Annotated in this window: 26 protein-coding genes; 11 read left to right on the plus strand and 15 right to left on the minus strand. The window is 72.8% G+C overall.

The window, feature by feature from the left end; all coding sequences use genetic code 11:
* Positions 1-46: 46 nt before the first annotated feature.
* On the plus strand, positions 47-1,264 hold the full coding sequence (locus ABZ565_RS01310; RefSeq protein ID WP_361018876.1) for a glycosyltransferase: 1,218 nt from the start codon (positions 47-49) through the stop codon (positions 1,262-1,264).
* 199 nt (positions 1,265-1,463) lie between these two features.
* Entirely contained in the window at positions 1,464-3,089 is a 1,626-nt protein-coding gene (locus tag ABZ565_RS01315) for a ubiquinol-cytochrome c reductase cytochrome b subunit (protein WP_361019292.1), read from the plus strand.
* Here the strand turns inward: ABZ565_RS01315 and ABZ565_RS01320 are convergent.
* From ABZ565_RS01320 to ABZ565_RS01330, 3 genes are all read right to left on the minus strand, one after another.
* Positions 3,050-3,439 (minus strand): cytochrome c oxidase subunit 4, encoded by a 390-nt coding sequence (locus tag ABZ565_RS01320; protein ID WP_361018879.1) that lies wholly within the window; start codon positions 3,437-3,439, stop codon positions 3,050-3,052. The two genes, ABZ565_RS01315 and ABZ565_RS01320, sit on opposite strands and share 40 nt — an antisense overlap.
* Positions 3,436-5,124 (minus strand): cytochrome c oxidase subunit I, encoded by a 1,689-nt coding sequence (gene ctaD / locus ABZ565_RS01325; protein WP_361018882.1) that lies wholly within the window; start codon positions 5,122-5,124, stop codon positions 3,436-3,438. The genes ABZ565_RS01320 and ctaD overlap by 4 nt, the downstream gene beginning before the upstream one ends.
* 154 nt (positions 5,125-5,278) lie before the next feature.
* On the minus strand, positions 5,279-5,656 hold the full coding sequence (locus tag ABZ565_RS01330; RefSeq protein ID WP_361018885.1) for a VOC family protein: 378 nt from the start codon (positions 5,654-5,656) through the stop codon (positions 5,279-5,281).
* A gap of 233 nt (positions 5,657-5,889) precedes the next feature.
* Between ABZ565_RS01330 and ABZ565_RS01335 the strand changes: the two genes are divergently transcribed.
* Entirely contained in the window at positions 5,890-6,714 is an 825-nt protein-coding gene (locus ABZ565_RS01335; protein WP_361018887.1) for a ScbA/BarX family gamma-butyrolactone biosynthesis protein, read from the plus strand.
* A gap of 7 nt (positions 6,715-6,721) precedes the next feature.
* Here ABZ565_RS01335 and ABZ565_RS01340 read toward each other — a convergent pair whose 3' ends face one another.
* Together ABZ565_RS01340 and ABZ565_RS01345 are read right to left on the minus strand one after the other, a co-directional pair.
* Positions 6,722-7,600, minus strand: a complete 879-nt coding sequence (locus tag ABZ565_RS01340; protein WP_361018890.1) for a PhzF family phenazine biosynthesis isomerase — start codon at positions 7,598-7,600, stop codon at positions 6,722-6,724.
* Positions 7,601-7,710: 110 nt separating this feature from the next.
* Positions 7,711-8,493 (minus strand): SDR family oxidoreductase, encoded by a 783-nt coding sequence (locus ABZ565_RS01345; RefSeq protein ID WP_361018893.1) that lies wholly within the window; start codon positions 8,491-8,493, stop codon positions 7,711-7,713.
* Positions 8,494-8,733: 240 nt separating this feature from the next.
* Between ABZ565_RS01345 and ABZ565_RS01350 the strand changes: the two genes are divergently transcribed.
* Entirely contained in the window at positions 8,734-10,362 is a 1,629-nt protein-coding gene (locus tag ABZ565_RS01350; protein WP_361018895.1) for an alkaline phosphatase D family protein, read from the plus strand.
* Here ABZ565_RS01350 and ABZ565_RS01355 read toward each other — a convergent pair.
* On the minus strand, positions 10,359-11,357 hold the full coding sequence (locus ABZ565_RS01355; RefSeq protein WP_361018898.1) for a Gfo/Idh/MocA family oxidoreductase: 999 nt from the start codon (positions 11,355-11,357) through the stop codon (positions 10,359-10,361). The genes ABZ565_RS01350 and ABZ565_RS01355 overlap by 4 nt on opposite strands.
* 78 nt (positions 11,358-11,435) lie before the next feature.
* On the opposite strand from ABZ565_RS01355, the gene ABZ565_RS01360 reads away from it, so the two are divergent.
* The gene (locus tag ABZ565_RS01360) at positions 11,436-12,740 is read left to right on the plus strand and encodes a multidrug effflux MFS transporter (RefSeq protein ID WP_361018900.1); all 1,305 of its coding nucleotides are present in this window, start codon (positions 11,436-11,438) and stop codon (positions 12,738-12,740) included.
* A gap of 28 nt (positions 12,741-12,768) precedes the next feature.
* On the plus strand, positions 12,769-13,764 hold the full coding sequence (locus ABZ565_RS01365; protein WP_361018903.1) for a small ribosomal subunit Rsm22 family protein: 996 nt from the start codon (positions 12,769-12,771) through the stop codon (positions 13,762-13,764).
* Here the strand turns inward: ABZ565_RS01365 and ddaH are convergent.
* The gene (gene ddaH, locus ABZ565_RS01370; protein WP_361018906.1) at positions 13,761-14,576 is read right to left on the minus strand and encodes a dimethylargininase; all 816 of its coding nucleotides are present in this window, start codon (positions 14,574-14,576) and stop codon (positions 13,761-13,763) included. The genes ABZ565_RS01365 and ddaH overlap by 4 nt on opposite strands.
* Positions 14,577-14,894: 318 nt before the next feature.
* On the opposite strand from ddaH, the gene ABZ565_RS01375 reads away from it, so the two are divergent.
* On the plus strand, positions 14,895-15,641 hold the full coding sequence (locus tag ABZ565_RS01375; protein WP_361018908.1) for a bifunctional DNA primase/polymerase: 747 nt from the start codon (positions 14,895-14,897) through the stop codon (positions 15,639-15,641).
* A 21-nt stretch (positions 15,642-15,662) separates the two neighbouring features.
* On the opposite strand, the gene ABZ565_RS01380 is transcribed toward ABZ565_RS01375, so the two are convergent.
* Genes ABZ565_RS01380 through efeO form a run of 4 tightly spaced genes read right to left on the minus strand, consistent with a single transcriptional unit; the run spans position 15,663 to position 19,940 of the window.
* Positions 15,663-16,565, minus strand: a complete 903-nt coding sequence (locus ABZ565_RS01380) for a hypothetical protein (RefSeq protein ID WP_361019295.1) — start codon at positions 16,563-16,565, stop codon at positions 15,663-15,665.
* Positions 16,516-17,484, minus strand: coding sequence for an iron uptake transporter permease EfeU (efeU, locus tag ABZ565_RS01385; RefSeq protein ID WP_361018910.1), 969 nt, complete (start codon positions 17,482-17,484; stop codon positions 16,516-16,518). The genes ABZ565_RS01380 and efeU overlap by 50 nt, the downstream gene beginning before the upstream one ends.
* Positions 17,485-17,514: 30 nt before the next feature.
* The gene (gene efeB, locus ABZ565_RS01390) at positions 17,515-18,780 is read right to left on the minus strand and encodes an iron uptake transporter deferrochelatase/peroxidase subunit (protein WP_361018913.1); all 1,266 of its coding nucleotides are present in this window, start codon (positions 18,778-18,780) and stop codon (positions 17,515-17,517) included.
* Between the two features lie 23 nt (positions 18,781-18,803).
* Positions 18,804-19,940 carry an iron uptake system protein EfeO gene (efeO, locus tag ABZ565_RS01395; protein ID WP_361018916.1) on the minus strand — a complete coding sequence of 379 codons (1,137 nt, stop codon included), beginning with the start codon at positions 19,938-19,940 and terminating at the stop codon, positions 18,804-18,806.
* Positions 19,941-20,205: 265 nt separating this feature from the next.
* Here efeO and ABZ565_RS01400 point away from each other — a divergent pair, with 265 nt between their 5' ends.
* Positions 20,206-20,877 (plus strand): PhzF family phenazine biosynthesis protein, encoded by a 672-nt coding sequence (locus tag ABZ565_RS01400; RefSeq protein WP_361018919.1) that lies wholly within the window; start codon positions 20,206-20,208, stop codon positions 20,875-20,877.
* Between the two features lie 40 nt (positions 20,878-20,917).
* Here the strand turns inward: ABZ565_RS01400 and ABZ565_RS01405 are convergent, their stop codons facing one another.
* Positions 20,918-21,637, minus strand: coding sequence for a TetR/AcrR family transcriptional regulator (locus ABZ565_RS01405; protein WP_361018921.1), 720 nt, complete (start codon positions 21,635-21,637; stop codon positions 20,918-20,920).
* Between the two features lie 144 nt (positions 21,638-21,781).
* Between ABZ565_RS01405 and ABZ565_RS01410 the strand changes: the two genes are divergently transcribed.
* Complete coding sequence (locus ABZ565_RS01410; RefSeq protein WP_361018924.1) at positions 21,782-22,669, plus strand: NAD(P)H-binding protein; 888 nt, start codon at positions 21,782-21,784, stop codon at positions 22,667-22,669.
* On the opposite strand, the gene map is transcribed toward ABZ565_RS01410, so the two are convergent.
* The gene (gene map / locus ABZ565_RS01415; protein WP_361018927.1) at positions 22,656-23,513 is read right to left on the minus strand and encodes a type I methionyl aminopeptidase; all 858 of its coding nucleotides are present in this window, start codon (positions 23,511-23,513) and stop codon (positions 22,656-22,658) included. The genes ABZ565_RS01410 and map overlap by 14 nt on opposite strands.
* 58 nt (positions 23,514-23,571) lie before the next feature.
* Between map and ABZ565_RS01420 the strand changes: the two genes are divergently transcribed.
* Complete coding sequence (locus ABZ565_RS01420; RefSeq protein WP_361018929.1) at positions 23,572-23,808, plus strand: hypothetical protein; 237 nt, start codon at positions 23,572-23,574, stop codon at positions 23,806-23,808.
* A 51-nt stretch (positions 23,809-23,859) separates the two neighbouring features.
* On the opposite strand, the gene ABZ565_RS01425 is transcribed toward ABZ565_RS01420, so the two are convergent.
* Positions 23,860-25,170 (minus strand): MFS transporter, encoded by a 1,311-nt coding sequence (locus tag ABZ565_RS01425; RefSeq protein WP_361018930.1) that lies wholly within the window; start codon positions 25,168-25,170, stop codon positions 23,860-23,862.
* Positions 25,171-25,234: 64 nt separating this feature from the next.
* On the minus strand, positions 25,235-25,840 hold the full coding sequence (locus ABZ565_RS01430; protein WP_330311793.1) for a hypothetical protein: 606 nt from the start codon (positions 25,838-25,840) through the stop codon (positions 25,235-25,237).
* 119 nt (positions 25,841-25,959) lie between these two features.
* Here ABZ565_RS01430 and npdG point away from each other — a divergent pair, with 119 nt between their 5' ends.
* Entirely contained in the window at positions 25,960-26,670 is a 711-nt protein-coding gene (gene npdG / locus ABZ565_RS01435) for an NADPH-dependent F420 reductase (protein ID WP_361018933.1), read from the plus strand.
* Positions 26,671-26,721 lie beyond the last annotated feature (51 nt).

Consider the following 26,721-nt stretch of genomic DNA (forward strand, 5'->3'; position numbering starts at 1 on the left):
CGGGACGACCGATGAGCCGAGGAGAACCGATGAGCCGAGGAGAACCATGAGAATCCTGATCGCCGCAGCCGGATCGCGCGGTGACATCGCCCCCTACACGGGCCTGGGCGCCGCACTCCGCGCGGCCGGCCACGGCGTCGCCCTCGCCACCACCGACACCTTCGCGCCCCTCGTCCGCGCCGCCGGGCTGGAGTTCCGAGCCCTCCCGGGCAACTCGGCGCAGGGCGGCGGCGGGGGCGGGGACAGGCGGGAACTCATGCGGGCCGCCTCGGCGTTCATCACGGACCTGGGCCAGGGGTTCGCCGACGCGACGGCCGGCGGCACGGACCTGATGCTGCTCTCGACCACGACCGCCCCGCTGGGCCTGCACCTCACCGAGGCCACCGGCACCCCGAGCATCGGGGTGTACCTCCAGCCCACCGCGCCGACCGGCGCCTTCCCGCCCGTCGTCACGGGCGCCCGCTCCCTGGGCCGCACCGGCAACCGCCTGGCCGGGCGCTTCGCGCTGCGCATGACCGACCGCCTGTACGCCCCGGCGGTGACCGCGCTCCGCGAACGGCTCGGGCTGCCCCCTGCCAAGCCCTCCGACACGCGCCGGCGCCAGGAGCGCGCCGACTGGCCCGTCCTGCACGGCTTCAGCACCGCCCTGGTGCCCCGGCCCGCCGACTGGCGCCCCGGCCTGCAGGTGGTCGGCAACTGGTGGCCCCACCACGACCCGGACGAGCAACTTCCCCCGGAGCTCGCGGACTTCCTGGGCGCCGGACCCCCGCCTGTCCTCATCGGCTTCGGCAGCATGGCGGCCGGTGAGGGGGAACGGCTCAGCGAGCTCGCCGTCACGGCCCTGCGCCGCGCCGGGCTGCGCGGCATCCTCCAGTCCGGGAGCGCCGGGCTCGCCGCCGAGGGCGACGACGTCCTCACCATCGGGGACGTCCCGCACGCCCCGCTGTTCCCGCGCCTGGCCGCCGTGGTCCACCACGCCGGGGCCGGCACCTCGGCCGCCGCGCTGCGGGCGGGGGTCCCCGCGGTGACCGTGCCGGTGACCGCCGACCAGCCGTTCTGGGCCGGCCGCCTCGCCGCGACCGGTGCCGCCTGCGAGCCGATCCCCTTCCGCGCCCTCACCGCCGACCGCCTCGCCGACGCCCTCGACCGCGCCGTACGGCAGGAGGCGTACGCGGAGGCCGCCGCGCGGGGTGCGAAGCGGATGGCCGCGGAGGACGGGGCTGCGGAGGCGGTGCGGGCGGTGCGGCGGCTGACGGGAGGCTGAGGGGACCCGCCTCGGCCGAGCGGCGCAAGAGGGCGGCACCGTTGCGCGTAACCCGGCCCCCGCGCCGTGACAGCCCGGGATCCGGGGGTACCCCTTCCGTCGGGCGCGCAACAAGCGGGACAACCGGCCGACGGAGAGGCGACTCGTGCTGCTGCCGAAGAACGAGAGGCACAAGAGCGACGGGGCGCGGCACGCCGGCGTGAAGGCGGCGGACGCCGTGGACGCACGGCTTCCGCTCGCCGGAGCCGCCCGGACGCTGCTGCGCAAGGCGTTCCCCGACCACTGGTCCTTCCTCCTCGGCGAGTTCGCCCTCTACAGCTTCATCGTGCTCCTGCTCACCGGGGTCTACCTGACCCTGTTCTTCGAGCCGTCGATGAAGGAGTCGGTGTACACGGGCTCGTACGGTCCGCTCCAGGGGGTCCGCACGTCGGAGGCGTACGCCAGCACGCTCCGCATCAGCTTCGACGTGCGTGGCGGGCTGCTGATCCGGCAGATCCACCACTGGGCGGCGCTCGTCTTCGTCGCCTCGATCGGTGTGCACATGCTGCGCGTCTTCTTCACCGGCGCCTTCCGCAGGCCGCGCGAGGTCAACTGGATGGCCGGGGTGACGATGTTCCTCCTCGCGCTCCTGGAGGGCTTCGCCGGCTACTCGCTCCCCGACGACCTGCTGTCCGGTACGGGGCTGCGCACGGCGCAGGGCATCATGCTGTCGGTTCCGGTCGTCGGCACCTATCTGAGCTTCTTCGTCTTCGGCGGCCAGTACCCGGGCGAGGACATCGTCTCCCGGCTCTATCCCGTTCACATCCTGCTGGTCCCCGGACTGCTCCTCGCCCTCGTCAGCCTGCATCTGCTGCTCGTCGTGCACCTCAAGCACACCCAGTGGGCGGGCCCGGGACGCACCGGCCGCAATGTCGTCGGCAAACCGTTCTTCCCGCAGTACGCGGCGAAGTCGGCCGGTCTCTTCTTCATGGTCTTCGGCGTGCTCGCCCTGCTGGGCGCCCTCGCGCAGATCAACCCCGTCTGGGACTACGGCCCCTACCGCACCGACCAGGTCTCCACCGGCTCCCAGCCCGACTGGTACGTCGGCTTCCTCGAAGGCGCCCTGCGGCTCATGCCCGGCGTCGAGACCCGGCTGTGGGGCCACACGCTCATGTGGAACCCGTTGGTCCCCGGCGTGCTGCTGCCCGGCGCGCTCTTCCTCGTGCTGTACGCGTACCCCTTCTTCGAGCGCTGGATCACCAAGGGCTCCGGCGAGCGCCACCTCTGCGACCGCCCCCGCGACCGCCCGGTCCGTACGGGGCTCGGCGTCGCCGCCCTGACGGCCTACGCGGTGCTGCTGCTCGCCGGGGCGCAGGACGTCATCGCCTACCTCTTCGACGTACCGGTGCACGGGCTGACCTGGGCGTTCCGCATCGCCCTGTTCGTCCTGCCGCCGGTGGCGTTCGTGGTGACCGACCGGCTGTGCCTGGCCCTCCAGGCGCGGGACCGGGAGCTGCTGGAGGACGGCGACGAGACCGGGGGCGTCGACCAGTCGGTGGAGGGCGGCTACCACCCGGAGCACGCCGCGCTGCCCGGGGAGAAGCGGTACGTGCTGCTGGCCCGGGAGCTGCCCCGGCCGCTCGACCTGCCCGCGCCCCGGCGGGCCCCCGCCCGCACCCGGCTCGCCCGGCGGCTGCGGTCACGGCTCAGCCACTGGTACTACCACGACCAGGTGCGCCCCGGCCTGACGCCGGAGCAGGAGCGGGAGGCCGAGGAGCTGCTGGCCGGGCCGCGTCGGCCGGGGGATCAGCGCGCCGGGTCGGGGTTCTGGAAGACGAAGCCGTAGACGCCCGGGATCAGCACGCCGACCCCGATCAGGAACAGCCACAGCCCCTGGACGGTGCCGAGGCCCAGCAGCGCGGTGCCGGCCGCGCTGATCGCCGGGTAGTGGCTGCGCGCCGGGAAGCAACCGCGCCGGCCGCTCACCTCCTGGACCAGGGCGTCCTTCCGGTCCTCCGGGCGGGGGGCCGAGCGGCGGGCCTGCCGCCACAGGAAGGCGGAGATGAGCGCCGCCATCAGACCGGACACGGCGAGCGCCGCGATGCCCGCCGGGTCCGGCGCGAACGCCGCGTACACCGCGCAGGTCGCCGCGAAGAACAGGGCCACCCCGCTGAACAGCCACGCCTCGCCCTTCACCGGTCCGCCCCCCTCGCCGGGGCGACCGCTTCCGGATGGTGCAGGTCGAAGGCGGGGGACTCGGAGCGGATACGGGGCAGCGCGTGGAAGTTGTGCCGGGGCGGCGGGCAGCTGGTCGCCCACTCCAGCGAACGGCCCCAGCCCCACGGATCGTCGCTCGTGACCCGCTCCCCGTACCGCCAGGTCTTCCACACGTTGTACAGGAACGGCAGCGTGGACAGGCCCAGCAGGAACGCCCCGATGGTGGACAGGGTGTTGAGCGTGGTGAACCCGTCGGTGGCCAGGTAGTCCGCGTACCGGCGCGGCATGCCCTGCTCGCCCAGCCAGTGGTGGACGAGGAAGGTGAGCTGGAAACCCACGAAGAGCGTCCAGAAATGGATCTTCCCCAGCCGTTCGTCGAGCATCCGGCCGGTGAACTTGGGCCACCAGAAGTAGAACCCGGCGAAGGTGGCGAAGACGATCGTCCCGAACAGGACGTAGTGCAGATGCGCCACGATGAAGTAGGTGTCCGTCAGATGGAAGTCCATCGGCGGTGACGCGATGAGCACCCCGGTCAGCCCGCCGAGCAGGAAGGTGACCAGGAAGCCCAGGGACCACAGCATCGGCGTCTCGAACGACAGCGAACCGTGCCACATCGTGCCGATCCAGTTGAAGAACTTCACGCCCGTCGGCACCGCGATCAGGAACGACATCAGCGAGAAGAACGGCAGCAGCACCCCGCCCGTCGCGAACATGTGGTGCGCCCAGACGGTCGCCGAGAGACCGGTGATGGCGATGGTGGCGCCGACCAGACCCACGTAACCGAAGGCCGGTTTACGGCTGAACACCGGCAGGATCTCCGTGACGACCCCGAAGAACGGCAGCGCCACGATGTACACCTCGGGGTGGCCGAAGAACCAGAACAGGTGCTGCCACAGCAGCGCCCCGCCGTTGGCCGCGTCGAAGACGTGCGCGCCGAACTTCCGGTCCGCCTCCAGGGCCAGCAGCGCCGCCGTCAGCACGGGGAACGCGAGCAGCGCCAGGATCGACGTGAACAGCACGTTCCAGGTGAAGATCGGCATCCGGAACAGCGTCATGCCCGGGGCGCGCAGGCAGATGATCGTGGTGATGAAGTTGACCGAGCCGAGGATGGTGCTCAGGCCCGCGACCACGAGCCCCATCCCCCACAGGTCCCCGCCCGCCCCCGGCGAGAACACCGGCCCGTTCAGCGGCGCGTAGGCGAACCAGCCGAAGGCGGCGGCCCCGCTGGACGTCAGGAACCCCGAGACGACCATCAGACCGCCGAAGAGGTAGACCCAGTACGTGTACGCGTTCAGCCGGGGGAACGCCACGTCCGGCGCCCCGATCTGGAGGGGCATGATCGCGTTGGCGAAGCCGGTGAACGTCGGGGTGGCGAACAGCAGCATCATGATCGTGCCGTGCACGGTGAACAGCTGGTTGTACTGCTCGTGGGAGACGATCTGCATCCCCGGCCGGGCGAGCTCGGCGCGCATGATCATGGCCAGCAGACCGGCGAACAGGAAGAACGCGAACGAGGTCACCAGGTACATGTCGCCGATGACCTTGTGGTCGGTGGTCGACAGCAGCCTGAGCACTCCGGCGCCCCCGCGCACCCGCCGCTCGGTGGCCCGCCGCTCCCGCTCCGCCACCGCCGCTGTGCCCGGCCGCTCGTCCAACGACGCCATACACCCTCCCGGATCGGCCCGGTCCGCGCCCGGCCCGGCGGCCACCGGTCATCATGGGCCCGACGCCCGTCCGTACCGGTCACCCGCGGCGTGTACCCGGGCCAGGGCTACCCGAACGGCGCAGGGCGGGGGAACGCGCCCACGGGCCGGCGGTTCAGCGGTGCGTCAGCACGTTGACCACGCGGCCGTTCGGGTCGCGCACGAAGAAGCGGCGCACGCCCCACTCCTCGTCGTGCGGGCCGTACACGATCTCCGCGCCCTCGCGGACGAGCGCGGCGTGCACCGCGTCCACGTCGGAGACCTCCACGCTGAGGTCCGGGTTGACCGGGCCGGTCGCGTCCTTGGTCATGAAACTGATCTGGGCGCCCGGCTGGGCGGGCGAGGCAAGGGTCATGATCCAGCCATGATTCATGACCTCCTCGAAGCCGAGCAGGCCGTAGAACGCGGTGGTGTCCCGCAGGGCGGACGCGTCCGTCCCGGCCTCGCCGCCGGGGCTTACCGGGACGTTGGGGACCACACGGTGCACGGACATGAGGCTCTCCAGTCGCGTTGATGACGGTCAGTCACCCCACTCACCCTAGGGCCTGGCCCCAGGGGGACTCGAGAGGCGGATGGGAGGGTGGCTGGAAAGTGTTGGTCGGGCCGGGGCAGACTGGCCCGGTCACAGCCGGGCCGGGGGCAACCCGGCCCATCGAACCGCAGTCTTCCCGGGGGCGCCCCATGGTCCATTTCTCCTCACGCGTGGCCGGGGAGGAGCTCGGACGGATGGCCCACCGCCCGGATACGCGGGACCTCTTCCCGACCGGCGTGGCCCGGCTGAGCGACACCCGGTTCCGCGTGCCCGCGCACTGGCCCCGTGCCCACCGCTTCTTCACCCCCGTCGGAGGCCATCAGGACCCGCTGCTGATCGCGGAAACGATGCGGCAGGCGGCGATGCTGGTCTGCCACGCCGAACTCGGGGTGCCGCTCGGCGACGCGTTCGTGATGTGGGAGCTGCGCTACACCACCGCCGCCGCACACCTCGTGCTCGGCGACGAGCCCTGGGACGTCATGGTCGAGGTGAACTGCTCCGACATCCGCCGCCGGGGCCGCGGCCTCGGTTCGATGCGCGTCGACTTCCTGCTGCGCCGGGCCGGGGCGGTGCTCGCCGTCTGCGGCTCGCGGATCAGCTGCACCTCGGCGGCCGCCTACCACCGCCTGCGCGGCCACCGGTCCGACGCCGCCCCCGTGCCCCGGCTCCCGCCGCTCGCGCCGCGCACCGCGGGGCGGGCCGCCGAGCGGGACGTCGTCCTCGCGCCCCCCGTCGCCCCCGGGCGCTGGCCGCTGCGGCTCGACACCGGGCACCCGACGCTGTTCGGCCGCCCCAACGACCACGTGCCCGGCATCCTGCTCCTGGAGGCGGCCCGGCAGGCGGCCAATGCCACCGTGCCCGGCTTCCTCCCGGTCACCCTGCGCTCCGACTTCCTCCGGTACGTGGAACTGGACCGCCCCTGCTGGATCGAGGCGGCGGCCACCCCGGCCGGGGTGCTGGTGCGGGCGGAGCAGGAGGGCGACACGGTCTTCACCTGCGCGCTCGGCCGGCCGGCCTGAACGGGGATCAGGCCGGGTCCGGCAGCCGGGTGCCCGTCCCGCTCACCCGCACCCGCGCGTCGCCCGCCCCCAGCGTCACGGTGAGCGTGCCGGGGCGGCCCATGTCCTCGCCCTGGTGCAGGGTCAGCACGACCGCCTCCGGCACGAGGGCCAGCTCCCGCAGGTAGGCCCCGAACGCGGCCGCCGCCGCACCCGTCGCCGGGTCCTCCACCACCCCGCCGACCGGGAACGGATCGCGGACGTGGAACACCGCGTCGGACGCCCGCCACACCAGCTGCACGGTCGTCAGGTCCAGCCGGTGCATCAGCGCTTCGAGGCGCGCGAAGTCGTAGTCCAGCGCGGCCAGCCGCTCCCGGGTGGCCGCGGCCAGCACGAGGTGGCGGGCGCCGGCGTACGCGATCCGGGGCGGCAGGGCCGGATCGAGGTCGGCGGCCGGCCAGTCCAGCGCCGCCAGCGCCTCGGCGAGGTCGCCCGCGTCCACGTCCTCGACGCGCGGTTCCACGCTCGTCAGCGTCGCCCGCAGCTCGCCGCCCTCGCGGACCACGGTGACCGGCACCGTACCGGCCGGGGTGGCGAACTCCACCTCGCTGGGCCCGTCCCGCTCGGCGAGCGCGAGGGCGGCGGCGACCGTGGCGTGGCCGCAGAACGGCACCTCGGCCTTCGGGCTGAAGTAGCGGACCGCGTAACCCCGCGCGCCGGGCTCCGACGCCTCGGTCCGCCCGGTCAGAAAGGCGGTCTCGCTGTAGCCGAGGTCCGCCGCCACGGCCAGCATGGCCGCCTCGTCGAGACCGGAGGCGTCGAGCACCACCCCGGCGGGGTTGCCGCCCTCGGGGTCGGCGGAGAACGCGGTGTAACGCAGGATGCCGGATGCGGGAAGATCAGTCATGTGCGCCTCAACCCCGCGCCCGCCCGGGGCATTCCCGGCCGGGCGGCTGCCGGGTGAACCCGGCGCCCACCCGTTCCTGCCCCGGGCCCCCGGCACGCTCCGCGCGCCCCTCAGCCCCGGCCCACGTACGGCATCGCCGTCGCCATCACCGTCGCGAACTGGACGTTCGCCTCCAGGGGCAGCTCCGCCATGTGCAGCACCGTCCGGGCCACGTCACCGGCCGCCATCACCGGCTCCACGGCCAGTTCGCCGTTGGCCTGGAGGGTGCCCGTGCGCATCCGTTCCGTCATGTCCGTCGCCGCGTTCCCGATGTCGATCTGGCCGCAGGCGATGCGGTACGGACGCCCGTCCAGCGACAGCGACTTCGTCAGACCGGTGATCGCGTGCTTCGTCGCGGTGTACGCCACCGAGTGCGGGCGCGGCGTGTGCGCGGAGATGGAACCGTTGTTGATGATCCGTCCGCCCTGCGGGTCCTGCTCCTTCATCTGCCGGTACGCCGCCTGCGCGCACAGGAACGCCCCCGTCAGGTTCACGTCGACCACCCCGCGCCAGTCCTCGTACGCCACGTCCTCGATCGGACCGCCGGGGCCGAACGTCCCCGCGTTGTTGAAGAGCAGATCGAGGCGGCCGAAGCACTCCCGTACGGAGGAGAACAGCGCGTCCACGTCCTGGGGGCGGGTCACGTCGGCGGGGACGGTGAGCACCCGGGCGTGCTCACCGGCCAGGGCCGCGGTCTCGGCCAGGGGCTCCGGGCGGCGGCCCGCGAGCGCCACCGACCAGCCCGCGCCGGCCAGGGCGAGCGCCACCGCGCGGCCGATGCCGGAGCCGGCGCCCGTCACCACCGCCGACTTCGCGGGGGAGTCATCCGCGGAATTCAACAGACTGTTGCTCATGCTGTGGCAGCGTACGCGCAGCCCCGGCGGGGTGATTCGGGGCGGGGCCCCGGCGATTCCCGCGCCCGTGCGGCGCCGGCCGATGATCATGGATTTGGCCGCGCACGCGGAGTTTGCCCCTGGGGGCACCATCCTGCCGCACTCCTCATCCGGGCGACGCCCGCGCGACGCGAACACGTCAGCCTCCGGATGCGCCGGGCCGGTGGACTCTACGCACACCACCAGTCAGGGGAGGGACAGATGACGCACTCATCGCCACAGCAGGAGCTGCGCGACGCGGCCCGGCACACGGACCGCCGCCGCTTCCTCACCGTCACCGGCGCCGCCGCCGCGCTCGCCTTCTCGGTCGGCCTGCCCGCCGCCGGGACGGCAAGCGCCCGCGAGATGGAGGCCCGGCAGCTCGGCGAGGACCCGTTCACGCTCGGCGTCGCGTCGGGCGACCCGCTGCCCGGCTCCGTGCTGCTCTGGACGCGGCTCGCGCCCCGCCCGTTCGAACCCGGCAGCGGCCTGCCGGACGCCCGCGTCGAGGTCCGCTGGGAGCTGGCCCACGACGAGCGGTTCAGCCGCGTCGTCCGGCGCGGCACCACGTACGCCCACCCGGAGTTCAACCACAGCGTCCACGTCGAGGTGCAGGGCCTCGCCCCGGACCGCGTCCTCTACTACCGCTTCCGCGCCGGACAGTGGACCAGCCCGACCGGCCGCACCCGAACGGCGCCCGCGCCCGGCGCCCGCAAGCGCGAACTGGCCCTGGCCGCCGTCTCCTGCCAGGCGTACCACGACGGCTACTTCACCGCGTACCGGCACCTCGCCCAGGAGGACGTCGACGTCGTCTTCCACCTCGGCGACTACCTCTACGAGTACGCCGTCACCGCCGTCGGCGGCGCCCGCAAGTACACCGACCGCACGCTGCCCGCCCTGTTCAACCGGGAGACGGCGACGCTGGAGGACTACCGGCTGCGGTACGCCCTCTACAAGTCCGACCCGGACCTGCGCGCCGCCCACGCCGCGCACCCCTTCGTCGTCACCTGGGACGACCACGAGACCGAGAACAACTACGCGGGCGACACCCCCGAGAACAGCGTGCCGCCGGAGGAGTTCCTGATCCGCCGGGCCGCCGCGTACCGCGCGTACTGGGAGAACCAGCCGCTGCGCGCGCCCCAGCGGCCGACCGGCCCCGACATGCGGCTCTACCGGCGGCTGAACTTCGGCCGGCTCGCCCAGTTCGACGTGCTCGACACCCGGCAGTACCGCAGCGACCAGGCGTACGGCGACGGCTGGCAGACGCCCGGACCGGAGTCCGAGGACCCGAAGCGCACCCTGACCGGCGCCACCCAGGAGCGCTGGCTCATCGACGGCTGGCGCCGCTCGCACGCCACCTGGAACGTCGTGCCGCAGCAGGTCACCTTCGCCCAGCGGCGCGACGTGCCCACCGACGCGTTCAAGCTGTCCATGGACTCCTGGGACGGCTACCCGGCCTCCCGCGACCGCATCCTGAAGGGCGCCGAGCGCGTCGGCGTGGACAACCTCATGGTCCTCACCGGCGACGTGCACGTCAGCTACGGCTTCGACATCAAGCGGGACTTCGACGACCCGGCGTCGCGCACCGTCGGCACCGAGATCGTCACGACGTCCATCACCAGCGGGAAGGACGGCTCCGAGAAGCCGTCCAACTACAGCAACCTGATGGCGGCCAACCCGCACCTGAAGTTCTACAACGGGCGCCGCGGCTACGCCGTCGTCACCCTCCAGGAGCGCGCGGCGCGCGCCGACTTCCGTACGGTCTCGGCCGTCACGACGCCGGGCGCCCCCGTCACCACCGCCGGCTCCTACGTCACCGAGGCCGGCGACCCGGGCCTCACGCCCGCCTAGACGGCGTCCACCGGGTAGCGGACGCCGATGCGGTCACGGACCGCGTCGAGCGTCCGCATCACCGCGAGCGAACCCTCCAGCGGCACCAGCGGGGACTCCGTCTCGCCCGCCAGGACCGCCCGCATCACCTCGGCCGCCTCGTACTGCATCCCCGAGAGCCCCTGCGGACCCGGGCCCGAGGTGATCTCCTCGGGCTCGGCGCCCGCCCGGTGCAGCACGAAGCCCTGCGGGTGGAAGAAGCTGTGCGGGATGTCGATCCGCCCGCCCGTCCCGATCACCGTGGCGGCCGTCGGGTGGTGCCCGACGATCGAGCAGGACAGCAGCGCGGTGGCGCCCGAGTCCCAGCCCAGCAGCATCCCGGTGTTCAGGTCCACGCCCTCCGGCGACAGCAGGGCGTCCGCCTGCACCCGGTCCGGCTCGCCCAGCAGCAACTGCGCGAACGAGACCGGGTAGACGCCCAGGTCCAGCAGCGCCCCGCCGCCCAGCCGGGGGTCGCGCAGCCGGTGCTCGGGGCCCAGGTCACCGGCGAAACCGAAGTCGGCCTGCACGGTGCGGATCTCGCCGATCGCCCCGTCCCGCACCAGCTCGGTGAGGCGCCGGATCACGGGGTTGCAGTAGGTCCACATCGCTTCCATCAGGAAGACCCCGCGGTCCCGGGCGAGCTTCACCAGCTCCCGCGCCTCGCGCTCGTTCAGCGTGAACGCCTTCTCGCACAGCACGTGCTTCCCGGCCTCCAGCGCGAGCGCGGCGGCCTCCCGGTGCGCGGAGTGCGGCGTGGCCACGTACACCACGTCGACCTCGTCGTCCGCGACCAGGCCGGCCCAGTCGCCGTACGCCCTCGGTATACCGAACCGCTCCGCGAACGCCCGCGCCGAGGCGTCCGAGCGGGACGCCACCGCGACCACCTCCGCACCGGGCATCGCCTGGAGATCGGCGGTGAACGTCGCCGCGATCCCGCCGGTCGCCAGCACGCCCCAACGGACAGTCCTGCTCATGCACGCTCCCAAAAAGGTGTCGACCATCCCCGCCGAGCTGAGAGCATAGAGCCGGATTCAACAACTATGGAGATGAGAATGCCGGAGAGCGGCGTCAGCCGGGCCCAGCACATACGCACCACCGACACCACCCCGCAGAGCGGGACCCCCGTCCCCGGCGGAGCCGCCACCACCGCCGCCCGGCGCACCGGTCTCCTCGTCACCCTCGTCCTCGGCGGCCTCACGGCGCTCCCGCCGCTGTCGATGGACATGTACCTCCCGGCCCTCCCGGCCGTCACCGACTCGCTGCACGCACCCGCCGCCACGGTCCAGCTCACCCTGACCGCCTGCCTCACCGGCATGGCGCTCGGCCAGGTCGTCGTCGGACCGATGAGCGACCGCTGGGGCAGGCGCCGCCCGCTCCTCCTCGGCATGGCCGTCTACGTGCTGGCCACCGCGCTCTGCATCTTCGCCCCGTCCGCCGGGCTCCTCATCGCCTTCCGCCTGATCCAGGGTCTCGCGGGCGCGGCCGGCATCGTCATCTCCCGCGCCGTGGTGCGCGACCTGTACGACGGCGTCGCGATGGCCCGGTTCTTCTCGACGCTGATGCTGATCTCCGGCGTCGCCCCCGTCATCGCCCCGGTCATCGGCGGCCAGGTCCTGCGGCTCACCGACTGGCGCGGCATCTTCGCCGTCCTGACCGGGGTCGGCGTCCTGCTCACGCTCGTCGTCTGGAAGTGGCTGCACGAGACCCTGCCGCCCGCCGAGCGCCACACCGGCGGCATCGGGGACGCGCTGCGCACCATGCGCGGCCTGCTCGCCGACCGGGTCTTCACCGGCTACATGATCGCCGGCAGCCTCGCCTTCGCCGCCCTCTTCGCGTACGTCAGCGCCTCGCCGTTCGTCATCCAGGAGATCTACGGGGCCTCGCCGCAGACCTTCAGCCTGCTGTTCGGCATCAACTCCATCGGGCTGATCGCCGTCGGCCAGATCAACGGCAAGCTGCTCGTCGGCCGGGTCAGCCTGGACAAGGCCCTCACCTTCGGACTCGTCGTCATCGTGGCCGCCGCGACCGCGCTGCTCCTGATGACCACCGGGGTCTTCGGCGACGCCGGTCTCGGGCCGGTGGCCGCCGGGCTCTTCGTGCTGATGTCGGCGATGGGTCTGGCGATGCCCAACACCAACGCCCAGGCGCTGATGCGCACCAAGCACGCGGCCGGCTCGGCCTCCGCGCTGCTCGGCACCTCGCAGTTCCTGATCGGCGCCATCGCCTCCCCGCTCGTCGGGATCGCCGGCGAGGAGACCGCGGTCCCGATGGCCGTCGTCCAACTCGTCTGCGCGGTGGGCGCCCTCGTCTGCTTCCTGGGCCTGTGCCGTCCCTGGCAGCGTCCCTCGGCGATCTGAGCGGCCCCGGCCCGCCTACAATTCCTCGGTGAACGCCACCCTCCCCACCGCGGACGCCCTGCGCGCGGCCCTCGCCGGACTCCTGGACGGGCTGCCGCCCAAGCAGGCCGGCCAGGCCGTCGACCGGCTCATCGCCCACTACCGGGGCACGATTCCCACCGACGCCCCGGTGCTCCGCGACCGCGCGGACGTGGTCGCGTACGCGGCGTACCGGATGCCCGCCACCTTCGAGGCGGTACGGGCCGCCCTCGCCGCGCTCCACGAGGCCGCCCCCGACTGGGCGCCCGCCACGCACACCGACGTCGGCGGCGGCACCGGGGCGGCGAGCTGGGCCGTCGCGGGGGAGTGGGAGGGCCACCGCACCACCGTCCTGGACTGGGCCGAACCCGCGCTCGCCCTCGGCCGCGAACTCGCCGCCGCCGGCCCGGACGCCCTGCGCACCGCCGACTGGCGGCGGGCCCGCATCGGCGAGGACCTCGACCTCGCGCCGGCGGACCTGGTCACGATCTCCTACGTGCTCAACGAGCTGACCGGCCCCGCCCGCACCGCCCTCATCGACGCCGCCGCCCGGGCCGGCCAGGCCGTCGCGGTCATCGAGGCCGGCACCCCGGGCGGCTACACCCGGATCATCGAGGCCCGCGACCGGCTCGTCGCCGCCGGGTTCACCGTCGCCGCGCCGTGCCCGCACAGCGGCGCCTGCCCCATCGAGCCGGGCACCGACTGGTGCCACTTCTCGGCCCGGGTCAGCCGCTCCTCGCTGCACCGGCAGGTGAAGGGCGGCTCACTGGCGTACGAGGACGAGAAGTTCAGCTACGTCGTCGCCACCCGGTTCACCCCCCTGCCCGTGGTCGCCCGGGTCGTCCGCAGGCCCCAGATCCGCAAGGGGCAGGTCCTCCTGGACCTCTGCACCCGCGAGGAGGGCCTGGGCCGGGACACGGTCACCAAGCGGCACGGCGCCCTGTACCGCGCCGCCCGGGACACCGACTGGGGCGACGCCTGGCCGCCCCCGGAGGACACCGCTTAGCCGCGCAGCTCCTGCGTACAGCACTTCACGCTGCCGCCGCCCTTCAGCAGTTCGCTCAGGTCCATCGGCACCGGCTCGAAGCCCCGCGCCCGGAGCGGGTCGAACAGCCCCGTTGCGGCCTGGGGCAGCAGGACGTGGCGCCCGTCGCTCACCGCGTTCAGGCCGAGCGCCGCCGCGTCCGCCTCCCCGGCGGTCAGCGCGTCCGGGAAGAGCCGCGCCAGGACCGCCCGGCTGCCCGGCGAGAAGGCCGGCGGGTAGTACATGACCTCGTCGGCCGCGTCGTCGAGCACACACAGGGCCGTGTCCAGGTGGTAGTAGCGCGGGTCCACCAGGTCCAGGCCGATCACCGGGCGCCCGAAGAACTCCTGCGCCTCCGCGTGGGAGAGCGGCGACGACCGGAAACCCCGGCCCGCCAGCACGTACGAGGCGGTCACCGCGAAGTCGCCCTCGCCCTCGTTGACGTGGTCCGGCTCGTGGACCTCGGGGTAGCCGTGGCCGAGGAACCAGTCGCGGTGGGCGGCCGCCTCCTCGAACCGTTCCCGGTACGCGAAGCGGGCGCCCAGCACCCGGCCGTCGATCACCGTGGCCCCGTTCGCCGCGAAGACCATGTCCGGCAGGTCCGGGCGCGGCTCCAGCAGGTCGACGGTGTGGCCGAGGGCGCGGTAGCGGTCGCGCAGGTCCTCCCACTGGGTCAGCGCCAGCGGCAGGTCGACCGGCTTGGTGGGATCCATCCACGGATTGATGGAATACGTCACCTTGAAGTGGGCAGGCGCACACATCAGGTAGTGCCGGGGTGTGGCTTCACGAGGCAAGGAAGGCTCCTCACGAATCGTCGCGGCGGCTGGTGGCCGCTGCGGCCGGTGCGTCGCACGGGTGTGTGCGTGAGCTCATGGTGCGCCGTACGGAGGCCCCGACGCTGTGGTCCGAACGGGTGGTTCGCGCGGACGCGGACCGGAGGCGCGCGGCGCCGCCCCGCCGGGGCCGGTCACCACACGTGCTCTTTCATGACAAAGCGTGTGATAGTGCCCCGCGTGCGGCATCGGCCGTCCCACCCCGCTTCCGGACTCTGGCCACCCGAGGCGCAGGATGGTGGGACCATGGGCAGGGGCAACGCAAAGGCAAGGGGATAGATGGGCGCCGATTTCGGCCGTAATCGCGGCTCAGAGAGCAAGATTTCCCAGTGGCTGCGGCGACGACCCAAACCGCAGCAGCGCGAGGTCGACGACACCGCACGGGAGGCGCTGCTCCTGGCTGTCGCCGAGGCCGGAATGCCGATCGCACCCGCCGCCCACCCGGTCGGCTACCGATGTTCGTGCGAACGCATCGGCTGTCCCACCCCGGCCCGCCATCCGCTTTCATTCGCCTGGCAGACGCAGTCCACCACCGACCGCGCCCAGATCGAGCGCTGGGCCCGCAGCCATCCGCAGGCCAACTTCATCACCGCGACCGGCATGATCCACGACGTCCTCGACGTCCCGCTGGCCGCCGGCGAGCAGGCCCTCGAACGGCTCCTCGCCGCCGGGGTCGAGGTCGGCCCGGTGGCCCGCTCCGGCGACGACCGGATGCTGTTCTTCACCGCGACCCGCGGCACCCCGGAGGACGAGGACGAGTGGTGGCCGTGCGAGCTGGACTGCCACCCCGAGACGATGGACGAGCACCCCGGCCTGCGCTGGCACTGCCGCGGCAGCTACGTCCTGCTGCCCCCGGCCCAGCTCCCCGGTGACCTGGACGTCGCCTGGCTGCGGGGCCCCGAGCACCCGCTGCCGGACCCGCTGACGCTCCTGGAGACGCTGACGGACGCCTGCGCCCGGTTCGTCGGCTCCGAGGAGCAGAGCGAGGTCGACCACGAGTCGGTGGCCTGGCCGCTGCGCCGGTAGCCGGACAGCCGGACCGGGGGCTCACGAGCCCTTCGCCGAGGTCAGCCCCGGCAGCCGGCTGAGCACGGTCACCCTGCCCGCGCCGGCGCCCTTCTTCGGCACGTACACCAGCTGGCTGGAGACCCGCTCCTTGGTCAGCGTGCTCTTCACCTCACCGGTGAGCAGCGCCTCCACATCGGGGTCGACCGCCGGACGCAGCCCCTGCGCGGCGGTCTGCCGCTCGTAGTGCCTGCTGCTGAAGAAGACCAGCGCCCCGCCGTCCTCGGTGGCCAGCCCCAGCGGGGCGTACGCACCGCCGTCCAGCGGCTGGTCGGCGTACTGGTACGAGAACCCGGCCCGCCGGGTGTTCAGCCGTGCCTCCCGCCACTGCGAGGTGGCCGCCCCCGGCGCGAAGACGTCCGGAGCGCCCTTCTGGAGGTACTGCGTGTACCGCGTGCCGAGGTCGCGCGGGGCGACGGCCAGGCCGGGGCCGTCCGCCGCGACCGGCGCGGCGTCCTTCCCGAGGACGGGCAGCCGGCCCGCGGCGACGACCGACAGATAGGCGGCCTTCCAGCCCGCGCCGGGACCGGTCTTCGTGAACGCCAGCAGCCAGCGGCTGCCCTTCCCGCCCTGTTCCGTGTCGCGGTTGGAGTCCGTGTCGGCGAGGAACCAGCGCGGCCAGCCCGCCTTCTCCGGGATGACGAAACGGGCGTCGGTCAGCTTCAGCGGCCGGTGCCGGGAGTTGCCGGTGGGCGCTATCCGGTGCCGGGCCCTCAGCCCCGCCTGGTTGATGGCGCCGAGCGAGCCCGTCACCACGTCCGCGTCCAGCGCCGGATCGTACGCCTTGTCGGCGGCGTTGTACGCGGCGGTGAACTCCTTCAGGGCACGGGCGGCCTCAGCCCTCGTCGCCGCCGGTACGACTTCCCGCTCGCCGTGCACCGTCACGCACCCGCTCGCCGTCAGGCTCAGCACCGTCGCCACCGCGAGTCCCGTCACCCGCCGCACCGGCCCCAGACTTCTCATCCGCTGCTTTCCGCGCCTTCTGATCCGTCGCCACTGACCGTCCGAACCCTACCGGGGACAGGAACAGCGCGAGGGTCGGGACGAGATACAGCGCCCAGACGGTGAGTTGGAGGACGGTGGGGTCCGGCTGGAAGTTGAACGTGCCCTTCAGCAGCGTCCCGTACCAGCTGTCCGGCGGGATCGTGGCGCTGATGTCGAACGCCCGGTTCGACAGACCGCCCAGGAACTCCGCCTCCTGGAGGTCGTGCACGCCGTACGCCAGCACACCCGCGGCGACGACCACCAGCATCCCGCCGGTCCAGGTGAAGAACTTCGCCAGGTTGATCTTCAGGGCGCCCCGGTAGAACAGCCAGCCCAGCACCACCGCCGTGGCGATGCCGAGGACCGCGCCGATCATCGGGTGCCAGCCGTCGTCCGCCGCGTGCACCGCCCGCCACACGAACAGCGAGGTCTCCAGCCCCTCCCGGCCGACCGCCAGGAGCGCGGTCGCGACGAGCGCGCCGGTGCCCATGGCGAGCGCCGCGTCCAGCTTTCCGTGCAGCTCGGCCTTGAGATGGCGGGCGGTCTTCCGCATCCAGAAGACCATCCACGTCACCAGGCCCACCGAGACGATGGACAGCGAACCGCCCAGCGCCTCCTGGGCCTTGAACGTCATCTCCTGCGAGCCGAACTCCAGCCCGGCGCCGAAGCCCAGGCTGACGACGACCGCGATGGACACACCGATCCAGATCGGCACCAGACGGTGGCGGTTGCGGGTCTTCACCAGGTACGCGATGAGGATGCAGACGACCAGGCTGGCCTCAAGGCCCTCACGCAGGCCGATCAGGAAGTTGCTGAACACGTGTCGGTTCCCTTTCCGCTTCGAGTCCCGTTACGAGAACAGCGCCCGGCCCCACCAGTCGTCCTTGTCGCGGACGCCCGGCGGGACGGCGAAGTGCGCCGAACCCACGTGCTGGATGTACTCGTTGAGTGCGTCGTGTGCCGCCAGGCGCCGTTGCAGGGGAACGAACGCCTTGCGGGTGTCGCGTTGGTAGGCCAGGAAGAACAGCCCCGCGTCGAGCCGGCCGAGGCCGTCGGTGCCGTCCGTGAAGGAGTAGCCCCGGCGCAGGATCATCGCCCCGCCGTTGCTGTCCGGGTGGGCGAGGCGCACATGGGCGGTCGGCAGCATCGCCTTCAGGAACGGCTCGTCGCGCTCCTTCGCCTTGCCGACCGGCGCGCCCTCGCCCTTGTCGCGGCCGAAGACGTCCTCCTGCTCCTGGAGCGGGGCGCGGTCCCAGGTCTCGATGTGCATCCGGATGCGCCGGGCCACCAGGTACGAACCCCCGGCCATCCACTCCGGTCCGTCGCCGGCACCGGCCCACACGTGCCGGTCCAGGGCGGCCGTGTCGGTGCCGGAGATGTTCCGGGTGCCGTCCTTGAAGCCCATCATGTTGCGCGGGGTCTGGGCGTCCGGCGTGGTCGAGGACGTCTTGCCGAAGCCCAGCTGCGACCAGCGGATCGCGGTGCGGCCCATGCCGATCCTGGCGAGGTTGCGGATGGCGTGCACGGCGACCTGCGGGTCGTCCGCGCACGCCTGGACGCACAGATCGCCGCCGCTGCGGGCCTTGTCGAGGTTGTCGCCGGGGAACTTCGGCAGGTCCACCAGCGCCTCGGGACGCCGCTCCGCCAGCCCGAACCGGTCCTTCGCGAACAGCGAGGGCCCGAAGCCGATGGTCAGCGTCAGCCGCGACGGCTTCAGCCCCAGCGCCTCGCCCGTGTCGTCCGGCGGCGCCTCGGGCAGGCCCCCGTACGCCCCGTCGCCGACCGCGTGCCCGGCGGTCATCCGCTCGGCCGCCCGGGTCCACTCCTTGAGCAGCGCGACCAGTTCGGCACGGTCCTTCGTCGTCACGTCGAATGCGGCGAAGTGCAGCCGGTCCTGGACGGCGGTGGCGATTCCGGCCTGGTGCGCGCCGTGGAACGGCACCGCGGCGCCGCTGTCCGCGGCCGCGGCCGGGCCGCCCTCACCGGAGCGGGCCGCGGCGACGCCCACGCCGGCCGCGGCGGCGCCGAGCGCCAGCCCGGCACCGCCCCAGCCCAGCAGCGCGCGCCGCGACGGGGCGTTGCCGCCGACGGGTGCCTCGCGGGTCTCCTCGCTCATCCCCGGAGCCTCCTTCCGGCCGGTCACTTCGTGACCGCGGCGGCGAGCTTGGACAGCGGCTCGGCCAGCGCGTTGACCGCGTCCGACAGCTCCTTGCGGTCCGCCTTGCCGACCTTTTCGTAGGAGGTGAAGTCGTACGAGGAGGGGTCGTCGCGGTACTTGTCGAGCAGCTTGTTCAGCTCCGCGAACCGCTTGTCCAGGGTGGCGGTGAGCGCGGGGTCGTTCTTCGACGCGATCGGCTTCAGCAGGTCGTAGGACTGCTCGGCGCCCTCGACGTTGGCCTTGAAGTCGACCAGGTCGGTGTGGCTGTAGCGCTCCTCCTCACCGGTGACCTTGCCGGTCGCGACCTCGTCGAGGAGTTCCTTGGCGCCGTTGGCCATCGAGGTCGGGGTGATGTCGGCGGTGCCGACGCGCTTCTGCCAGTCGGCCAGGTCCTTGTAGAGGACCGGCGCGAGGGCCTTCTCCTCGGCGCCGAGCTTCTTGTCCTGCCACAGCGCCTTCTCCAGGCGGTGCCAGCCGGTCCACTTCTGGCCGTCCTCCAGGCCGTCCTCGCGGACGTCGACCTTGGGGTCGATGTCGCCGAAGGACTCGGCGACCGGCTCGGTGCGCTCCCAGCCGATGCGGGAGTTCGCGTACGCCTTCTTCGCGGCTTCGATGTCCCCGGCGGCGACGGCGTCCGTGAAGACCTTGACCTGCGGCAGGGTCTCGTCGGCCTGCGCCTGCACATAGGTGCGGTACGCGGCGACGGCCTTGTCCATCTCGGGGCTGCGCTTGGCCGCCTTGCCGCCGCTGACCTCGATCTTCTGCCGGATGCCGTGGCCCTTCATGCCGGGCTTGCAGGCGATCTCGTACGAACCGGCCTTGATCTCGGCCGTGATGGTGGCCTTGGTGCCGGGGCCGATGTTCTCGCGCTCGGCGACGATGCGGTCGTCCGGGAACAGGACGTAGACCTCGGTGACCTTGGAGCCCTTGTTCTGCACGGCCAGCTCGATGTGCCCGGCCGGCAGCTCCTTCTTCGAGACCTCGCAGGAGTCGTCCTTCGCGACGACCTGGACGGCCCCCTCGCCCTTGCCGTCGCTCTTCTCGGCGCAGCCCGTGACGGCGGTCAGAGCGGCCGCGGTGGCGGCTGCGGTGACGACGGAGAGACGAACGGCTCGCATACGGGCTCCACTTGAAGATGAAGGAGAAGGAGGTGAGGGGCCGGACAAAGCCGGGTGAGGCGGACCTAACTTAGCCGAGGCTTATCTGTCCGATGCCCTCCCGTGCAGTGATTCACCTCTCACCGCGGGTGTCAGGAAACGATGCGATCACGGCCGACCCATGGGCGTCCCTCGCGCAGGTAATGCACAGGTCAAGTCGTGCGACCGGTACGGCGTCCGGCGTGATCGCGGCGGCCGGTGCCCGGGCGGGTGCTTGAATGCCGACGTGAGCGACTACGACGTACCCGCCGGCACCGACATCCTCCGCGTGTTCTGCGGCCCGGACGGCCGCCACGGCAACGCCCTCGGTGTCGTGCGCGACGGGCGCCGCGTGCCCGGCCGCGCTGACCGGCAGGAGCTCGCCGGGAAGCTCGGCTTCAGCGAGACCGTGTTCGTGGACGACCCCGAGCGCGGCCGGCTCGACATCTACACCCCGGGGCTCCGGCTGCCGTTCGCCGGGCACCCCGTCGTCGGGGCCGCCTGGCTGCTCGACCTGGAGGTCCTGGAGCTGGAGGTGGGCGACGTGTTCGCCCGCGACGACGGGGAGTTCAGCTGGATCACCGCCCGCCCGGAGTGGGCGCCGCCGCGCACCCTGGAGCAGTACGCATCGGCCGCGGAGGTCGACGCGCTCCCGGCACCGCCGCCCGGCGAGGGCTGGCTCTACGCCTGGGCGTGGGAGGAGGAGGCGGCGGGTCGGGTGCGGGCGCGGGCGTTCCCCCGGAGGGACGACGGCATCGCGGAGGACGAGGCGACGGGGGCCGCGGCCCTGCTGCTGAGCGCGCACCTCGGGCGCGCGCTCAACATCACCCAGGGCCGCGGCTCCCAGATCCTCACGGCGCCCGCGCCGGACGGCACGGTGGAGATCGGCGGCAGGGTCGTCCTGGCCCACCACGGCTGACGAACGCCAGGGCGGCGCGGAGGCGTGCCGCGACGCATGGTCAGCCGTGCTGGTCCGGGGCGGCCGAGATGCGGTCGAGCAGTTCGGTGAGCAGGGCGCGTTCGCCCGCCGTGAGGGTGCCGGTCCGGGGGAGGAGGGCCTGCAGAGCCACGGCCGCAGCGGCCGGGCCGGGGGGCGGGGAGGCGGGCGCCTCGGTGGTGATCGCGGCGATGACGGCTTCCCTGGCCAGGTGGGACACGCTCATGTCCCGCCGGTCCTCGGGGGTGGCGATGAGCGAGAGGGTGGTGCCGCCGCCCACGGCGTGCACCAGGTGGGTGGCGCGCGCCTCGTCGATCCGCAGGCGTCCGGCCTCGGCGATCCGGTGGACGTGTGCGGCGAGGATCTCCAGCGCGGCGACGGCGGCGGGGGAGGGTGTGCCGGGGCTGGGCTGGGCGTACATCAGCGTGTACAGGGCCGGGTTGGCCAGGCCGAACTCCGTGTTGAAGTTCCAGCCCCTGCGCAGGTCCTCCACCGGGTCGCCGGTGAGCTCCAGCGCGGCCTTCTCGTCGATGTGGCTCGCGAAGCCGTGCGCGGCGACCGCGTCGAGCAGGCCCTGCTTGTCGCCGAAGAGCCGGTAGATGGTGGGTGCCTGGACGCCGGCCGCGGCGCCGACGGCTCTGGTCGACACCGCCTCGCGCCCCTTCTCCGCGAGCAGCCGGGTGGCGGCGGCGATGATCCGCCGGCGGTTGCTCTCGGCGGGGGCGGGGTGCTCGGTCTCCATGGTTTCCGATGATAACGGATGCGTGTTAGCGCTTTGCGTTATCGCTGCTAGCGTGTAATCGTTAGCAGTGGAAACGGGGCGTGGCCGGCGACCGGCCGGCGTGCCGTGTCCATGTCCACAGTCATGCCTGTTTCGGAGGTTCCCGTGATCGTCGTTACCGCCCCCACCGGCCGGATCGGCCGCCAGGTGATCGATGCGCTGCCCGACGGCGGCGAGAAGGTGCGGGTCATCGCCCGCGACCCCGCGAGGATCGCCCCGGAGACGCGCGAGCGCGTCGAGGTGGTCCACGGTTCGCACGGCGACCCACGGGTGCTGCGTGAGGCGTTCGAGGGGGCCGACAGCGTCCTGTGGCTGGTCCCGCCGGACCCCCGCGCCGAGGACATCCGGGAGCACTACGCCGGCTTCACCCGTCCCGCCTGCGAGATCCTGCGGGAGAGGGGCGTGCGCCGGGTCGTCGGCATCAGCAGCCTGGGGCGCGGCTACGGGGCGCACGCGGGGCAGCTGTCGGCCGCGTTCGCGATGGACGGGATGATCGAGAGCACCGGGGTCGGCTACCGCTCCCTGGCGATGCCGTTCTTCATGGAGAACCTGCTCCACCAGGCCGACGCGCTGAGGACCCGGGGCGTGCTGTCGGTGCCGGTCGCCCCGGACCGCGCGCTGCCGCTCGTCGCCACCCGCGACATCGCCGCGGTGGCCGCCCGCCTCCTCGCCGACGGTTCCTGGTCGGGACAGGAGACGGTCCCGCTGATCGGCCCGGACTCCCTGACGCCCGTCGGAATGGCCCAGGTCCTGTCCGAGGTCCTGGAGCGCCCGGTCCGCTTCGAGCGGCCCGACGGCGAGGAGTACAAGGCGGCCCTGACGGGATACGGGATGCACGACGCCTGGGCCCAGGGCCTGCTCGACATGGCCGCCGCCCAGGACGACGGCATCTACGAGCCCGAGTGGCAGGCCCTGACCGCCCCGGCCCCCACCGGCTTCCGCCAGTGGTGCCGGGAGGTGCTCCTGCCCGCCGCGGAGGCTACGGCAGCGTGAGGATGTCCGCGCCGCTCTCCGTCACCACGAGCGTGTGCTCGAACTGGGCGGTGCGCCTGCGGTCCTTCGTCACCACGGTCCAGCCGTCGTCCCACATGTCGTAGTCGTGGCTGCCGAGCGTCAGCATCGGCTCGATGGTGAACGTCATGCCGGGCTTCATCACGGTGGTGGCGTGCGGGCTGTCGTAGTGCGGCACGATGAGCCCGGAGTGGAACGAGGTGTTGATCCCGTGCCCGGTGAAGTCCCGGACCACCCCGTACCCGAAGCGCTTCGCGTACGACTCGATGACCCGCCCGATCACGTTGATCTGCCGCCCCGGCTTCACGGCCTTGACCGCGCGCCGCAGCGACTCCTCGGTGCGCTCGACGAGCAGCCGCGACTCCTCGTCCACGTCACCGCAGAGGTACGTCGCGTTGTTGTCGCCGTGCACCCCGTTGATGTACGCGGTCACGTCGAGGTTCACGATGTCGCCGTCGCGCAGCACCGTGGAGTCCGGGATGCCGTGGCAGATCACCTCGTTGAGCGAGGTGCACAGCGACTTGGGGAAGCCGCGATAGCCCAGCGTCGACGGATACGCCCCGTGGTCGCACATGAACTCGTGGGCGACGCGGTCGAGTTCGTCCGTCGTGACGCCCGGGGCGATGTGCTTGGCGGCCTCGGCCATCGCCTGCGCGGCGATCCGTCCCGCGATGCGCATGCGCTCGATGGTGTCGCTGTCCTGCACCTCCGGCCCTGTGTACGGCGTCGGAGCCGGCTTGCCCACATACTCGGGGCGCCGGATGTTTCCGGGCACGGAACGGACGGGAGTGATCTCCCCTGGTACGAGCAGCGACTGGCCAGACATGCCAGCGAGTCTAACCAGCGTGTCCGGGGCACCATGGCACAGAGGAAAGGAACCGAAGATGGCCCTGTTCAAGAAGCGCACGGTCGGCAAGCCGGGCGAGTGGTTCTACTGCCTGGAGCACAAGAAGGTCGAGGAAGGTCCCGACTGCCCGGCCAAGGACCGCTTCGGCCCGTACGCCTCCCGGCAGGAGGCGCAGCACGCGATGGAGACCGCCCAGGAACGGAACCTGGAATGGGACACCGACCCCAAGTGGCACGACCGCAAGGGCCCGGACGAGGACGACGCGGCGGGCTGACGGGCCGCCGGGGTGCGGGGCCGCGGCTGCTCACGGCCGTACGCCCCGGCCTCAGGCCGCCGGTTCCACGGCCGGTCCCTCCGCGTGCCGGGCACGCCTGCGCAGCGCGTCCTCGTCCGTCTCCGAGTCGTACGTGAGCAGCCTGGGCAGCGCCGCCGCCAGCAGCGCCACCGAGGCGACGCAGGCCACGCCGCCGGTCCAGATCGCGGGCCTGGTCCCCGTCCACCCCGCCATGCCGCCCGCCCTGACCTGGCCGAGCTGCGGTCCGACGCTGTACGAGAGCACCTCGATGCCCGCCAGGCGGCCGCGCAGCTCCTCCGGGATCGTCTGGTTCCAGATGGTCGACCGGCCGAGCCCGCTGAGCATGTCGCCCGCCCCGGCGAACCCGAGGCACACCAGCACCAGCCACACATTGCCGAACCAGCCGGCCGCCGCGATCGACAGCCCCCAGACGGCGGCACCGAACACGACGAACAGCCCGTGCCGTCGCACCCGCGAGGTCCACCCGCTGGTCAGGCCGAGCACCAGCGAACCGACTGAGCCCGCCGCGTACATCAGGCCGAGCGACCAGTCGGCGTCCAGCTCGTCCGCGAGGAACGGGAAGATCGTGTTGGGGAACGCGAAGAACATCGCGGCCATGTCGATCGCGTACGTCCCCAGCAGCACGGGCCTGCTCCAGGCGTAGCGGGCACCCTCCACGATGCCGCGCAGCGACGGCTTCCGCCCCTTCTCCGCGGGCGGTGCGGGGGCGAGCCTGCGGCACATCAGCACCGAGACGGCGAAGGTCACGACGGTGACGGAGTAGGCGGTGGCGTGCCCGGCGTAGGCCACCACCAGACCGGCCAGCGACGGGCCCATGATCGCCCCGGCCTGCCAGCGCAGCGAGTTCAGCGCGGCGGCCGCCGGCAGCTGGTCGTGCGGCACGATCCGGGCCATCAGCGAGTCGAGCGCGGGCCGCTGGAGCCCGGCGAGCGCGGCGACCCCGCCCGCCACCACGTAGAGCGGCCACAGCATCGGGTCCGGCATGGCCGCGTTCACCAGCAGGATCACCGCGAGCAGCCCGAGCCCGGCCTCGGTGGCCAGGATGATCTTCCGCCGGTCGGCGGAGTCGGCGAGGGCGCCCCCGTACAGGCCGCATATGACGAGCGGCACCAGCTCCACCGCGCCCATCGCGCCGACGGCGAGTGGGGAGCCGGTGAGGTCCTTGATCTGGAGCGGCAGCGCGATGAGCGCCATGAAGCTGCCGAAGTAGGTGACGATCCCCTGCACCCACAGCAACCGGAAGTCGGCCGACGAACGCCAGGGCGAGAGGTCGGGGAGGAGCGCGGCCAGCCTGGCGGCGAGGGAGGTGCGAGAGGTCACGAGGAGACATGGTCCGGCGCGATACGTGGGGGATGCAAACGGGTTTCCCGGCAGCCTGGCCCGCTCACCAGCGCGGCGGAGGCGGTGCCGTCAGCTGGTCGGCCAGCCGGGACAGGCGGTCGCGGAACGTGCGCCGGCCGCCGCGCGGCACGGGCGCCCCGTTCTCCCCGGCGGCGGCGCTGACCAGGTGCTGGACGGTGTCCAGGTCCACGTCGTCGCCGTCCGTCACGGACAGCGCCTCATGGGCGAGCCCGCGCACCTGCGGATCGCCGTTGTCCAGCGAGAGCACCGTCGCCCCGGCCCGCCGGGCGTCGTGCACCCGCTCCAGCAGGCCCTCGCCGGGCCGGTCCGGCGTCACCACGAGCAGCGTCTCGCCGCGTCCGGCCGCCTCGATCCGGCCGAGGCCGACCGCGAGGTGCGCCGGGTCGCCGGGCTCCACCCGGTGGCGCACCAGGGTGGGGCGGAGTTCGGGCAGCCCGGACCAGGTGGACTCGTCCACCAGATGGGCGGCGAGGTGCCAGGGCTCGTACACCTCGGTCCCCACCAGCAGCAGCCCGCCGCCGTGCGGGACCACGGAGGAGCGGAGCGCGCCGGCGAACCGCCGGGCGGCGGCGGGCCACTGGGTCCTGGCGAGCACTTCACGCAGCAGCGCCACACGTACGGCATCCATGGCCCGGCATCCTGCACCATGCGGGGGCCCGGGCACCGGCGAAAGGCCGGACAGCCATCCGTACGGGTGGCTGCCGGGCCCACGGGCTCCGCCCGGTACCTGGCAGTAGTGTCGGGGCCATGACTACGAATGACAGTGGCAGCACGCCCAAGCCCCCCGCCAAGGACCCCTGGGACCTGCCCGACGTGTCCGGCCTGACCGTCGGCGTGCTCGGCGGCACCGGGCCGCAGGGCCGTGGCCTCGCGTACCGCTTCGCCCGCGCCGGCCAGCAGGTGATCATCGGCTCCCGCGCCGCGGACCGCGCGGAGGCGGCGGCCGGGGAGCTGGGGAACGGCGTGCGGGGCGCGGACAACGCCACGTGCGCACGGGAGAGCGACGTGGTGATCGTGGCGGTGCCGTGGGACGGGCACGCCAAGACGCTGGAGTCGCTGCGCGAGGAACTGGCCGGGAAGATCGTCGTCGACTGCGTCAACCCGCTCGGCTTCGACAAGAAGGGCGCCTACGCGCTGAAGCCGGAGGAGGGCAGCGCCGCCGAACAGGCCGCCGCCCTGCTGCCGGACTCCCGCGTCACGGCCGCCTTCCACCACCTCTCGGCGGTGCTGCTCCAGGACGAGACGATCGACGAGATCGACACCGACGTCCTGGTGCTCGGCGAGGCCCGCGCCGACACGGACATCGTCCAGGCACTGGCCGGCCGCATCGCGGGCATGCGCGGCATCTTCGCGGGCCGCCTGCGCAACGCCCACCAGGTCGAGTCGCTGGTCGCCAACCTGATCTCGGTCAACCGCCGCTACAAGGCGCACGCCGGACTCCGTACGACGGACGTCTGAGCCGGGTCCGCACCGGACGACCCGGGGCATGGGGGACACTGGACGGGACCG

The organism is Streptomyces sp. NPDC016469, assembly GCF_040632905.1.
In the GTDB taxonomy this organism is placed as follows: Bacteria; Actinomycetota; Actinomycetes; order Streptomycetales; family Streptomycetaceae; genus Streptomyces.